We start from the raw sequence: 13,473 nt of genomic DNA on the forward strand, positions 1-13,473 counted from the left end.
ATAGTGGGATTCTCTGACAATTACCCCATTTCAGTACAAATGATAGAGGTACATACTAAATTAAACGACAGGCCATTTTACTTTACGCAAGGCATTGAGCAACTCAGTCGGCGCATTCAGATTGTCACGGACCAGATCCCGAGGAGTTAATGCTATCCACTGATTCAGCGAGACATCCTCAAAGCGATCACTTCGAAATATCTCCAAAAACCATAAAGTGTCTGTACCGGTATTCTGTATATAGTGTCCCATTGCGACAGGAACATATCCGACATCTCCAGCCCGATAGTCAAATGTGCGAGCAATGCCATTGCCTCCAAAGACAGTCATTCTTCCTTGTCCTGTCAGATAGTATTGCCATTCATCTGCATTAGGATGCCAGTGCAGTTCACGCATGGCGCCAGGCCGGATCTCAACGAGTGCGGCAGCAACGGTAGTTGAGATGGGGAAGTTGGTGGAGTCTACAATCCGGACGCTTCCGCCGGGGGTAATGAGTGGTTCCTGGGCCAGCAATCGGTGTTTGAATGTGAGAGGAACGGTACCATATGGCGACTGAACTTCCTGGCTCTCGATGGAACCCGGGACGGTATCTTGGAAAATGTAGACCTGTTCCTTCGGCATTGACTGAAAAGCGGATTCGGGCACGCCGAAATTGACAGACAATACCTCTGGTGGGGTGTGGGCAAACCAATCCGATATGGATAACGTATTCAGATCGGAGAAGGACCCGTCATCAAACACAAGCAGAAATTCACAACCATCCTCCAGTCCCTGAATGGAATGGGGGAGACCTTTGGGGAAAAACCAGAGATCGCCAGGTCCGACATCCGCAATAAAATTACGTCCGTTCTGATCTACCGAAGTGATTCTTGCCGTTCCCCAGATCATATAGGCCCACTCGGATTGTTGATGCCAGTGCAATTCCCGTACACCTCCCGGTGTCAGGCTCATGTTCACACCAGCCAGTGTAGTGGCAATAGGGAGATCCCGTACGGTGATTTCACGTGACCAACCCCCATGGTTCAATTGCATATGCGTATCGGAAAAAGACATTCTCAGATTGGGCAATAACCCGTTATCTGTTGCTGGAGGTACCAGCATATCGGGGTTTTGTATATCTCTCATAACATCTCTGGGTCCCAGATCAGGTCCTCCAGCGCCATCACTACGAATGGGTTGCGGGATAATAAATGGTTTTTCGTTTGGTTCCTGTCCTTTAGTCATTGAGTGATCCCTCCAGATTCAGTAACATTTCACACGCGACATTGTATCGTTATGTTTACACCTATGAATCAGGGCCTGGATAATATGAGTGACAAACGACAAAAAAAGACGTGACCGCATGCGGTCACGTCTTTATACGTAGGTGAGAAAGTTGAACAATCCATGAATCCGATTATCGAATCAAATGAAGGCAGAATTCCAGATCGGATTGCAGATGTTCTTTCATCAGTCGTTCGGCAGTCTGCCCGTCATGTGCCTTGATCGCTTCACAGATCTGATGATGCTCTTCAATGAGGAAGGGGCGCTGATAATACACAACCGTCTGCCGGAATAGATAAATGACGGATTGCATTTTGTCGAAGAGATCAATCATCAATGCATTATTACTCGCACGCATGATGATTTCGTGAAACTCTTTATTGGCTTCCATAATCTCTTCTTTGCTTCCGGTATGTCCCACGTGCACGCAATGCTCAAGAGCCGCCACTTCCTGGGCGGATAAGAAGGCAGCAGCAGATTGAGCCGCATGTCCCTCCAGTAACTTCCGTAATTCAAACGTATTTCTTAGATCGGTCTCGGTTAGCTTGACGACCCGTTTGTTTACGACTAATCCTTCCTGTTCCAAGCGGCGGATGGATTCACGGATCGGGGTCCGGCTGACATTCAGATCGGTCGCCAGCTTCTCTTCCACAAGTTTGGTTCCCGGAGAAAGGGTGCCTTGCAAAATCATGTCCCGCAGAACTTCATAGGCCTGCTGATAAGCTGGACGGGACTTGTCCGTACTTGGTTGCATTGTATTTCACCTCTACCTTTACTTTAGCGAAAATGAAGGCAATAAACAACAAGATAAAAAACCGAATTTTAAATTTCGGATACATAAATAATAAAATTGTATACAAAAATTAAAATGTTGTGTACAATAACGAATGTGAACAGCAATGATAGCGATTACAAGAGTGAAAAGCGAAGAATTTAGGCTGGAGGGATTGCAAGATGAAGAAACGAATTGGATTTATTGGACTCGGTATTATGGGACGTCCTATGTCATTGAACCTGATCCGGGCGGGATATGATGTAAGCGTATACGATATTAATCAAACGGCTGTGATGTCATTGGCTGATGCGGGAGCGCGAGGCGCAGCATCTCCAAAAGAGGTGGCTGAGCATAGTGATGTCATCTTCACAATGCTGCCCAATTCAGAGCATGTCCGCACCGTTATAATGGGCGAACAAGGTGTGCTGGCAGGAGCCAATACGGGAAGTATCATTATCGACATGAGCTCCATCTCACCGGTCGTTTCCAAAGAGTTGGCTCAGCTTGTATCCCAATCGGGATTATATATGTTGGATGCACCTGTAAGTGGAGGAGAACCCAAAGCAATAGACGGTACACTCGCCATCATGGTGGGTGGCAATGAAATGATTTTTGAATCTGTGAAAGAGGTTCTGCAAGTGGTCGGACAGGATGTAACGCGAGTGGGGGATAATGGTTCCGGTGCTACCGCCAAGCTGGCGAATCAGATTATCGTGAACCTGAATATTGCGGCCATGTCCGAAGCGCTTGTATTTGCAGCCAAAGCTGGCATTGATGTAGAAAAGATGTATCAGGCAATCCGCAGCGGGCTCGCTGGAAGTGCGGTACTGGATGCGAAAGTTCCACTCATTCTGGATCGTAACTTTGTCGCTGGAGGACGGATTGATATTAACCTCAAAGACATGACCAATGTGATGGAAACGGCACATGATATCGGGGTGCCTTTACCGCTCAGCAGTCAGTTGCTGGAGATCTTCCATGCACTGAAGATTGATGGTAAAGCCGCGGATGACCATGGCGGAATCGTTCAATATTTTGAGAAACTCGCAGGTGTAGAAGTGAATCGGGTCTAATAAAAAATTAAAAAAAGAAAAAAGAATGTTAATAGATATAGATATTGATATGAGGTGGAGAGACATGACCTATCAGATGTTATCGGATATCCCCGCAGCTCTTCGGACGGACAACTCTTCTGAAGGATTGCGAGGACAGATTAAACAATTGCAGGATGCGAGGGCACGCAAAATTATCGTGCTGGATGATGACCCAACTGGTGTACAGACGGTTCATGATATTGATGTGTTGACGCAGTGGGACAAGCCACTGTTGCAGGAGGCATTTCGATCCTCTGAATCGTTATTCTATATTCTGACCAATACACGAGGGCTGGATGCAGATACAGCGGAACGTATTAATCGGGAGATTGCCCGCAATGTGCAAGAGGTTGCAGCAGAGGAAGGAACGAGTTTCACCTTTGTGAGTCGTAGTGACTCCATGCTGCGTGGGTATTATCCGCTGGAGACGGATGTGCTAGCCGAAGAAGTGGCGCGTGTCAGCGGACGTGCATATGACGGACAACTGATCATTCCGGCCTTTTTCGAGGCAGGACGGGTTACGGTAGGCAACACGCATTATATGGTTGAGGGCGAACAGTTGATTCCAGTTCATGAGACGGAATTTGCCAAGGATAAAGTATTTGGGTATGAGCATGGAGATCTGCCATCGTGGGTAGAGGAGAAGACTTCAGGCCGTACTAAGGCTAGTCGCTGCCTTACCATTTCACTGGAGGAAATCCGTCAAGGAGTCGATGTAGTCAAAGCGATTTTGCTAAAAGCCGAAGACAATGTACCGATTATCGTGAATGCGCTCTCTTATGCAGACATGGATGTTCTTTCTCTGGCTTTGCTTCAAGCGGAGGAAGAGGGGAAAGCTTTTATTTTTCGGACGGCGGCCTCCTTTGTCAAATCGTATGCAGGCATCTCGGATCAGGCATTTCTACCGAAAGAACAGCTGATCGCAAGCGGACAGGAACAGCATGGAGGTATTGTTGTTGTTGGTTCCTATGTACAGAAAACGACACGTCAACTGGAACAACTGCTTACGTTTCCGGGCATCATAAGTCTGGAGATCGATGTGGAGCGTGTATTAACGCCGGATGGATATACGGAGGAAATTCAACGTGTGATTGGTGAAGCGAACAGGCAGCTTGCGGAGGGCAACAATGTTGTTGTATATAGCAGCCGTAAGCTCATCACAGTCGAAGGACATGAGGGTAATTTCAAGATCAGTCAGAATGTATCATCCGCGTTGGTCGAGATTGTGCAATCCCTTGAAGTTGTACCAAAATTCATTATTGCCAAAGGTGGCATTACATCCAGTGATGTGGCAACGAAAGGTCTGGCCATACGCAAAGCAAGGGTGCTCGGTCAAGTGGCAGCGGGCATTCCGGTATGGTTGACAGGGGAAGAAGCCAAATTCAGTGGTATCCCATATATCGTGTTTCCAGGGAATGTTGGCGGGGAACGTGCGCTACTGGAGACGGTGGAGAAGATCGAAGCTTAAGCTTAATACGAAAGCGCGCAGTGTCCAGGTCGTTTGGGCCAGAGTAATACCGCGTGCTGACACAACATAACAACTTGGGGGAGGCTATTCGGATGTATTCCGTATTCGGTCTTAGTCATGATGCAAGTCTGCTGCTCTACGCACTGATATCCATTCTTGGATTGATTCTGTTGATTGCCAAATTTAAAATGAACCCGTTTGTTGCCCTGATCGTGGGTGCTGTCTTTATGGGATTGATCTCGGGTATGCCGTTCACGGATATCGTGAAATCCTATCAGGAAGGTGTTGCAAGTGTTCTCGGATTCATCGCGATTGTTTTGGGGCTTGGAACGATGCTCGGGAAACTCATGGCCGAGTCTGGTGGGGCCGAACGAATAGCCCAGACACTCGTTCGTGTCTTCGGGGAGAAGAACGTACACTGGGCGATGATGGTTGTTGCGCTGATCTGTGGTATTCCGGTATTTATCCAGGTTGGGATCGTGCTACTCTTCCCGCTGGTATTTGTTATTGCGAAGCATACAGGGACGTCGCTGATCAAAATCGGACTTTCACTTGTCGCTGGTCTTGCCGTAGTACACAGTCTGATTCCGCCTCATCCGGCGGCGATGCTCGCGGTAGGAATCTTCAATGCCGATGTTGGTAAAACGATATTCCTGGCTCTGATTGTATCCCTTCCAGCCGCAGCGATTGCAGGTCCGCTCTATGGAACATGGATTTCCAAGCGGATCAAAGTCGAGACTTCAAGTGAGCTAATGGAACAGTTCACCGAGACCAAAGATCGGGAACTGCCTGGTTTCGGCATCACCCTCTTTACGATCTTGCTTCCGGTGATTCTGATGTTACTCGCTACGATTGTGGATCTGATTCTACCAGAGACAAACGGATTCCGTCAGGTCGTTGATTTCATTGGTAGTCCGATTATTGCACTGCTGCTTGCTCTGCTCTTTTCCTTTTATTCTTTTGGATATGCACGTGGTTTCAGCAAACAGCAGATATTGAAATATACAAATGATTGCCTGGGCCCAGTTGCTTCCATCATCTTGCTGATCGGTGCAGGCGGCGGATTCAACCGTATCCTGACAGACAGCGGTGTAGGTGACGCGATAGCGGGTTTTGCCCAAAGTGCGCATCTGTCGCCACTCGTGCTGGCCTTTGTTATTGCCGGATTGATTCGTGCGGCGGTAGGTTCAGCTACGGTGGCGATGACAACAGCGGCGGGCATTGTGGCTCCAATCGCCATGACGATGCCCGGTGTAAGCCCTGAATTGCTGGTGCTCGCAACGGGAGCAGGTTCGATTATTTTGTCCCATGTGAATGATTCGGGATTCTGGATTGTCAAAGAGTATTTGAATCTGTCTGTGCCGCAGACACTTAAGACATGGACGGTCATGGAGACCATTCTCGGATTTGCCGCCTTTGGCATGGTGTTATTGTTGAGTGTCTTTATCTAACAAGAAAAAAACCATAAAGCCCATAAACCTAAAAACACGCCGCTTTGGCGTGTTTTTTTGTTATGTTTACTGCTTACGGGCCATCATGATTAAGATGGGGTGATTGTAGTCTTTCCAGACTGCGTTGTGCGGAAACGCTGATCATAAATCTCGTTTACCCGGTGGAGAACGGCAGGGCCTTGCTCTGTGAAACGAAGCGCTGCCGCTTTATTTTTCACCAGAAATGTACCGGATTCATGTCTGGTTGGGGATAAGGCCGCATTGTAGAGCAGCGAAGCGCCATGGCTTGGATGAGGAAAGAACCATTTCATGATAGGTTTGATATAGAAGGGCAGGCCGGATGTTTTGTTGCCCCTTAGTGTATTATTTCCACCGGGATCTACGCTTAGTAATTGTATACCATCCGCTTTGTCAGACTTGGCAACCTCGCGTGTCCATAGGGATAAGCCGAGCTTCGAGGTGGCATAAGGACCAAACAGCTTTTTGAATTCGGCTGGACGTTCCAGGATGTTTAGATCAAATTGTCTGACCATATTGAACGAGGTGGTGGAAGTATTAATAACTGTTTTCATCTGTCCTTTGAGTAATAGCTCAACTAATTCCATGTAGATGATGTAAGGGACTATCGTCTGAAGTTCAAAGTGTAGTTCATGCCCCTGATCAGAGAAATGAAGTTCGGCAGCGCTGCCTCCGGCATTGTTAAACAAAGCATCGATCGAATCGGTATCGGATTTAATCTGATCTAGTGCAGTTCTCAGACTGTCGTAGTTGGTCAGGTTAGCTTGAACCCAACGGAGTTGACCCGAACGTAATGCGTTCTGAATATCGGTATCCTCTGATGGGAAAGCAGAGCGGTTGAGACCGATTACCTGCCATCCTTCAGCCAGTAACTTGCGTGTCAGTTCAAGACCAATTCCTGACGTTGAACCTGTGATGAGAGCGGTGCGAAGCTGATTTTGTATGTTCATATATACCTCCAGATAGAGTGGGATTACAGAACGAATCTGTATGCTGCGCTCATTCTATAACTTGGAGTCGACTCCAAGTCAAGAGGTGTTGGGATGGAACGGTTCATGCTTGACTTGGAGTCAGCTCCAAGTTGTAATATGGAGAGAAATGAATGTGGAGGAGGCCCATATGATGAGTGAGAATGAAGTGTTCTCCATTAAAGAAACGTCAGAACAGGCCGGATTATCGGAAGATACAATTCGTTATTATGAGAAGATTGGGCTGCTTCCCCGTGCTGAACGCAAAGCCAATCGCCATCGGGTATATCGCTCGGAGGATATTCATACGATGAAGTTGATCACTTGCCTGAAAAAAACAGGAATGTCTCTGGAGGAAATGAAGCCTTATTTACAAATGTCCATGGATTCCGATCTCGCCGATTTCCCTGATGAACGGGAGATGCTGGTGAATCACCGGAAGAAAGTTGAAGCACAGATTGCTTCGCTACAGCAGGTGGTTGATTTTATCGACGAGAAGTTGGAGAAACGAAGTATGTATCCTGATGAAAGTCCTATTACCGGGGAGGACCAGATGTCTGTTTTTGAAAAACAGAACCTATTCTCTTGATGGCGCTGCTGCCTATTTAAATCTGAAAACCCACGTCATGATGACGTGGGTCTTTTTGCTGTTTCTAGTATTTAATATCGAGTGTATGACGAAGTCGTTTGATATCGCTTTTGGGAGGGAGACCATACATGCGGGCATACTCCCGGCTGAATTGAGACGGACTTTCATAGCCAACCTGGAACGCAGCGTCGGCGGCATCGGTTGAACCTGCAAGCAGCATTCGCCGGGCTTCATGCAATCGAATTTGTTTCTGGAATTGCAAAGGGCTCATGGCGGTAATGGCTTTGAAATGATGATGTAATGAGGAAGAACTCATGTTGATCATGGCAGCAAGTTGCTCAATCCGAAGTGGCTTGGCGTAATCGGATTGGATAACTTCGATCACCTCGGCGATGTGCTGTGCATGACTGTCCTGAATCGCAAACTGCTTGATGGAATGTCCATGTTCATCCTGAATAATACGATATAGAATCTCGCGGATAAACATAGGGGCAAGGACGGGAATGTCTTCAGGTGTATCCAGCAGCCGAACCAATCGGATCACAGCTTCAAGAAGGGAAGGTTTGGTTGAGCTAACAAACAGTCCTCTTTGTGTTGAATGGTCAGGTTTGGGTTGTGCAGAAGGCGTATCCTGAATCAGATCGAAAATCTGCCCTGAATCAAAATCCAGTCGAACACATAGATAGGGATGTTTGGTTGTAGCCTTTACAACCTGCCCTGAAATAGGCAAGTTTACGGAAGCTACCAAGTACTGTGACAAGTCGTAGGTGTAGCTCTCGCGGCCGAGTATAACTAATTTGGAACCTTGGGCTACAATGCAGAGGGCAGGCTGATGAACGGAATATATGGGGTGTGAGATCTCGGAGGCACGGATTAAGGAAAGGGATGGAATTGCTGTTGGATGTATCCCATCATTTGGGGTGAAATGCTCAATAAGTTGAGCCAATTGTTGCTGCTGCTCCGTGATGCCCGTATCCGTTTCATTTGTTTTGATAAGCATGAATTGCAGCCCCCCTTGTAAACCACTATTACTATTATTTTAAATCGCGCTGGAGGAATAGGCAAGAATACTGCGGAATTTTTCTATCGTACAACGACTGATCCTCTACATAATGGAGATAAGCAACGGAATCTTTTGAAGCAGAGAGGGGTGAGAAACAATGGAGCGCAATTCAATGGGCGACCAACAAGAACCAAAACACCCGTATGTGGGGATGTGGGTCACGAAGGATGGATATATCAGACACGAACTTCTTCCTTGCGGTAGATATGATGAAGCGAGAGGAGATCGGCAAAGTGCATATCAGGGTCGCTATGTTGTTCATGGGAAACATATAGAGTACGTGGATGACACGGGATTTACAGCGGATGGAGACTTCAGGGACGGCATTTTGTACCATGCAGGCATGGTTTTGTATAGAGAAAATGTACAATAACAATCAAATAAGGAGCGATTTAATATGTCCAATGTAAAAGGGAAAGTTGTTGTCATTACCGGTGCGAGTAGTGGAATTGGTGAGTCAACAGCTCGATTGCTTGCACAGCATGGAGCACATGTAGTTATTGGAGCTAGACGTATGGAACGTTTGGAGGCATTGGCCTCCTCCATTCGTTTGGAAGGTGGATCGGTGGAGTATCATTCGCTGGATGTTACCAGATTGGAAGAGATGCAAACCATCGTTGACCTCGCTCAAACTCGCTATGGACGTGTCGATGTTATTTTAAATAACGCTGGAGTTATGCCGCTATCTCCCCTTGAATCGTTAAAAGTATATGAGTGGAATCGCATGATAGATGTTAACATTCGTGGGGTTCTGCATGGCATTGCAGCTGGACTGCCTGTCATGAAAAAGCAGGGTTTCGGCCAGTTTATTAATATTGCCTCTATTGGAGCCTATGCCGTGTCACCAACGGCAGCGGTGTATTGTGCAACCAAATACGCGGTCCGCGCCATCTCGGAAGGATTGCGACAGGAGGTAGGCGGAGATATCCGTGTAACCCTTGTATCGCCGGGCGTGACGGAATCGGAACTCGCGGATACGATTTCTGATGAAGAAGCACGTGATCTCATGAAAGAGTATCGGCGCATATCCATTCCTGCCTCGGCGATTGCGCAAAGTATCTTGTTCGCCATTAGCCAGCCGGCAGAGGTGGATGTAAATGAGATTGTAGTGAGACCGACAGCAAGCATGGCTTAAGTTCGGATCCTCTTTTGGTATATAATAGATTCAATTGATACGAAAAGAGGAATAGTGCAGTGACATTACAACAACTAAAATATGTGATCGAAGTTGCCACGCGCGGTTCCATGAATGAAGCAGCCAAAAGGTTGTTTATCTCGCAACCCAGCCTATCGAATGCCATTCGGGATCTGGAGCAGGAGTTGCGAATTACTATTTTTGAACGTACCAATAAGGGAATATCTCTGTCTAAAGAAGGCGTTGAGTTTCTGAGTTATGCACGTCAGGTGGTAGAACAAGCTGAATTGCTGGAGAATCGTTATCTGAACGCCAAGCCATCCCCGCAGCACTTCTCCGTATCGACGCAGCATTATGCGTTTGCAGTAAATGCCTTTGTTCGTCTGGTACAGCAGTATGGTCAGGATGAATACGAGTTGGCGCTTCGGGAGACAAAGACCTACGAGATTATTCAGGACGTGAAAAGCCTGCGCAGTGAAATTGGCATCCTGTATCTGAATGAGTTCAATGCCAAGGTAATTAACAAATTGTTAAAAGATGCGGGGTTGGTTTTCACGAGTTTGTTCATAGCCAAGCCCCATATCTTTATCAGTGTGAAGAACCCGCTGGCGAAGCAAGAATCGGTTGCAATCGAGCAACTGCAGGATTATCCGTACTTGTCATTTGATCAGGGAGAGTACAATTCCTTTCATTTTTCCGAAGAAATCCTGAGTACGTTATCTCACCCCAAAAGCATACAGGTCAATGACCGCGCAACATTGTTTAACCTGTTGATTGGTCTGAATGGTTATACGATCTCTACCGGTGTACTTAGCGCTGATCTGAATGGAGACGAGATCATTCCTGTACCGCTGGAATGTGAGGAATCCATTAATGTAGGGTGGATAAGCCACAAGAGCACTTCTCTCTCTAATCTGGGTGTAGCATATGTCCAGGCTCTGCATGAGGCCATAGGGTCTTAGTGGTGTTGAATGGTTCATCAAAAGGCCGTTTCCGTATGAGTCGGAACGGTTTTTTTGTTGTACTATGATCTTTAAAGTATAGGGTGGTATGTTGTCATCCCGTGTAATAGAATGAAGGTATATGTCGAATGTGTGCAAGAGATCGAAGGGAGAACGGTTAGTGAGAGTTCTGTATCGGAATAAAAGTGAACAGCATGAGCTGACGGTATATGATACCAAAAAGCTTTATGGAGAAAAGGGCCAGTTTCGTGTATTAGAATTCTCCAACGCAGCTGTGCAGGGAGCCATGGATCTGGATGAGCCTAACCGGATGGTGTTGGAGTATCCGAGAGCGATGGTGCATCTAATGGAACGGAATGATCCTGAGTTTGATAACGTATTTGTGGTGGGACATGGTATTGGCACATTGCCAACCTACTTGTCTGATCGTCAGGTAAAGGTGGCTGAGCTTGACGCAGAGGTCGTGGAGTTGAGCCGGACCTTTTTTGGATATGAGGGAAGTCCTGTGCTCATTGGGGATGGTCGTGAATTATTAGGCCAGGAACCCGCTGCGACATATGATTATATTGTTATTGATGCCTTTACGGCAACGGGTACACCCGAGCAGTTTATATCCAGTGATTTTTTTGCCATGGTCAAGGACAAGCTGGACTCGGACGGAGCTGTCATCCTTAATGTGTTCGGGCGTGCGGGCAACGATCGACTTGTCAATGCGATCTATACGACACTTCAGGCACAGTTTGCTTATACACGTGCATTCGCATTACCTACAGAAACAGCGGATGAAGTTCAAAATCGCATTTTAATGGGTAGTCATCACCCGATCGAATTTCAGGTTCGTCAGATGGCAGGGTTTGTTGAACAAGAGCCAGAAGAAGGATATATCATTGTCGATTAGGGCGATTCTGAACAGTGATTCTTCCAGGGAAAGTAAAATGTCATTAAATCGTCAATCTTACGATGTAATTGTTAAGATTTCTCAGTCTCTTTATTTGATCTTAACAACTTTCGTATAAGATAGAAGGAATATGCTTTTTCATGAAAATCCGGGGGAAGTAAAACGATGATTGCACAGATCAAGAGATCTAGATTACGAAGAAAAATAAAAAACATCAAGAAGATTAGCCTCACGGCTTTACTCGGCGGGTTGGTCACTATTTCAGTTTTAATGACATTGACCCTCATGGTCATCTCATCTTATACATCTCAGAAACAGTCACTCATTGATAACACCCTGTCCCTAAACTATGCAAGCGCTGTGCAAATGAGCCAAACGCTGGATTCGCTTTTTTATTCCATGCAGGAGAGCTTGAAATATGCAGCCACATATTTCCCGGATATGGATCACTCCAATACAAAAGAGTTGAATTCCACATTGGATTTGGTTCGCAATAGCAGTAATTTCTTCAATTCCGTTTCTTTGGTAAATAAAGAGGGAGTAATCAGGTCTACCTCACCGTACTCACAGGCTAGTGTAGGTCACCATGTTAGTTCCAATGCAGCAAAAGAAGCGGTTAAATTGAGGGCTTCGTATATCTCCGAAGCGTACCAGACACCCAGAACCAAACGCAGAATTGTATTTGTCAGTGAACCGATCTTTGATTCGGCAGGGGAGTACCAAGGAACAATCGGTGGAAATATCTTTTTGCAGGAAAATAATATATTGAGTCTGTCTTTTGGCAGTCAGCTCAAGACAAGTAATGGTTCTTACTTTTTTATTGTGGATAAGAAGGGCACTTTGTTATTTCACCCAAACACCAATCGAATTGGTGAAAATGTCAGTAAAAATGAAGTGGTGCAAAAGCTGCTAGTAAACAAGCACGGTAAAGAACAATACAAAAATCTGGCAGGTGTGGATTCGCTTGCAGGTTATTACAAAGTTCCATCAACAGATTGGGGCGTCGTAATCGTGTCTCCAACCCAAACGGTGTACGATCAGTTGAATCATCATATCCGTATGTTGTTGCTGTACACCTCAGTGCCTTTCCTGATCCTGACCCTTATTGTGGTTCGGGTTGCACGCAAGCTGGCCAGTCCTTTTGCTATGCTGGCTGATTTGGTGAATCAGGTCGATAAGGGACAAGTGGATCTGCCTGTGATGAAACCTCACTGGAATAGAGAGGCAGACCTTCTCACAAGGGCGGTTGTTGGCGCATTGGCGAACTTTAGGAAACAGACTAACCAGCTTGTCTATGATGCCAGAACAGATGTGTTAACAGGCATGAACAATCGTAGAACCTTCGAAGAAGTCATCCAGGAATGGATCCAGGATGACGTGCCGTTCTCTATTATTGTTCTGGATATTGACCGCTTCAAGTCCATTAATGATACATTCGGGCATCATGCTGGGGATGAAGTATTGAAACACATTGCCAATATCATTCAATTGTCTGTTCGAACAGAAGATGTCTGCGCCAGGTTTGGTGGAGAGGAATTTGTAGTCTTGTTAAGAAATTCCGAGTCTAACGTGGCTTTTGAGATTGCTGAACGTATCCGAATAACGGTCGAAGAAAGCATATTGCCTATAGATCGTTCCGTCACCATCTCGGCTGGAATTGCCGAATATCCGAAGCACTCCACAACATCCACAGAACTGTTTCACTTGGCGGATAATGCATTGTATCAAGCGAAGGAAGAGGGACGTAACCGTACGGTTACGATCCAAACGGTTATCAAATAAGCAAGCA

General features: G+C 46.3%; 13 protein-coding genes. 9 read left to right on the forward strand and 4 right to left on the reverse strand.

Features of this window, described 5'->3' with window-relative positions; all coding sequences use genetic code 11:
* Nucleotides 1-60: 60 nt before the first annotated feature.
* Both MHI12_RS09765 and MHI12_RS09770 read right to left on the reverse strand, forming a co-directional pair.
* Nucleotides 61-1,224 carry an oxalate decarboxylase family bicupin gene (locus tag MHI12_RS09765; RefSeq protein ID WP_405172261.1) on the reverse strand — a complete coding sequence of 388 codons (1,164 nt, stop codon included), beginning with the start codon at nt 1,222-1,224 and terminating at the stop codon, nt 61-63.
* A 172-nt stretch (nt 1,225-1,396) separates the two neighbouring features.
* Nucleotides 1,397-2,017 (reverse strand): GntR family transcriptional regulator, encoded by a 621-nt coding sequence (locus tag MHI12_RS09770; RefSeq protein WP_036609753.1) that lies wholly within the window; start codon nt 2,015-2,017, stop codon nt 1,397-1,399.
* A 200-nt stretch (nt 2,018-2,217) separates the two neighbouring features.
* Between MHI12_RS09770 and garR the strand changes: the two genes are divergently transcribed.
* From garR to MHI12_RS09785, 3 genes are all read left to right on the forward strand, one after another.
* On the forward strand, nt 2,218-3,111 hold the full coding sequence (gene garR, locus MHI12_RS09775; RefSeq protein WP_405172262.1) for a 2-hydroxy-3-oxopropionate reductase: 894 nt from the start codon (nt 2,218-2,220) through the stop codon (nt 3,109-3,111).
* 64 nt (nt 3,112-3,175) lie between these two features.
* On the forward strand, nt 3,176-4,600 hold the full coding sequence (locus MHI12_RS09780) for a four-carbon acid sugar kinase family protein (RefSeq protein ID WP_405172263.1): 1,425 nt from the start codon (nt 3,176-3,178) through the stop codon (nt 4,598-4,600).
* 92 nt (nt 4,601-4,692) lie between these two features.
* Nucleotides 4,693-6,051: a GntP family permease gene (locus MHI12_RS09785; protein WP_036609749.1), complete on the forward strand. Its 1,359-nt coding sequence runs from the start codon at nt 4,693-4,695 to the stop codon at nt 6,049-6,051.
* A gap of 89 nt (nt 6,052-6,140) precedes the next feature.
* On the opposite strand, the gene MHI12_RS09790 is transcribed toward MHI12_RS09785, so the two are convergent.
* A complete protein-coding gene (locus tag MHI12_RS09790) occupies nt 6,141-7,019 on the reverse strand; it encodes an SDR family NAD(P)-dependent oxidoreductase (RefSeq protein ID WP_405172264.1) in 879 nt (292 codons plus the stop codon).
* 169 nt (nt 7,020-7,188) lie between these two features.
* On the opposite strand from MHI12_RS09790, the gene MHI12_RS09795 reads away from it, so the two are divergent.
* Entirely contained in the window at nt 7,189-7,626 is a 438-nt protein-coding gene (locus MHI12_RS09795; RefSeq protein WP_405172265.1) for a MerR family transcriptional regulator, read from the forward strand.
* Between the two features lie 64 nt (nt 7,627-7,690).
* Here the strand turns inward: MHI12_RS09795 and MHI12_RS09800 are convergent, their stop codons facing one another.
* Nucleotides 7,691-8,626 (reverse strand): AraC family transcriptional regulator N-terminal domain-containing protein, encoded by a 936-nt coding sequence (locus MHI12_RS09800; RefSeq protein ID WP_405172266.1) that lies wholly within the window; start codon nt 8,624-8,626, stop codon nt 7,691-7,693.
* Between the two features lie 160 nt (nt 8,627-8,786).
* Here MHI12_RS09800 and MHI12_RS09805 point away from each other — a divergent pair, with 160 nt between their 5' ends.
* The 5 genes from MHI12_RS09805 to MHI12_RS09825 all read left to right on the forward strand — a co-directional run bounded on the left by MHI12_RS09805 (nt 8,787) and on the right by MHI12_RS09825 (nt 13,466).
* A complete protein-coding gene (locus MHI12_RS09805; protein ID WP_405172267.1) occupies nt 8,787-9,062 on the forward strand; it encodes an Atu4866 domain-containing protein in 276 nt (91 codons plus the stop codon).
* Between the two features lie 24 nt (nt 9,063-9,086).
* Nucleotides 9,087-9,824, forward strand: coding sequence for an SDR family oxidoreductase (locus MHI12_RS09810; RefSeq protein ID WP_405172268.1), 738 nt, complete (start codon nt 9,087-9,089; stop codon nt 9,822-9,824).
* 59 nt (nt 9,825-9,883) lie between these two features.
* Complete coding sequence (locus tag MHI12_RS09815; RefSeq protein WP_341006763.1) at nt 9,884-10,786, forward strand: LysR family transcriptional regulator; 903 nt, start codon at nt 9,884-9,886, stop codon at nt 10,784-10,786.
* 160 nt (nt 10,787-10,946) lie between these two features.
* Entirely contained in the window at nt 10,947-11,684 is a 738-nt protein-coding gene (locus tag MHI12_RS09820) for a spermidine synthase (RefSeq protein WP_405172269.1), read from the forward strand.
* Nucleotides 11,685-11,849: 165 nt separating this feature from the next.
* The gene (locus MHI12_RS09825) at nt 11,850-13,466 is read left to right on the forward strand and encodes a sensor domain-containing diguanylate cyclase (RefSeq protein ID WP_341006765.1); all 1,617 of its coding nucleotides are present in this window, start codon (nt 11,850-11,852) and stop codon (nt 13,464-13,466) included.
* Nucleotides 13,467-13,473 lie beyond the last annotated feature (7 nt).

It is taken from the genome of Paenibacillus sp. FSL H8-0280, assembly GCF_045040665.1.
GTDB classification, from domain to species: Bacteria; Bacillota; Bacilli; order Paenibacillales; family Paenibacillaceae; genus Paenibacillus; species Paenibacillus xylanexedens_A.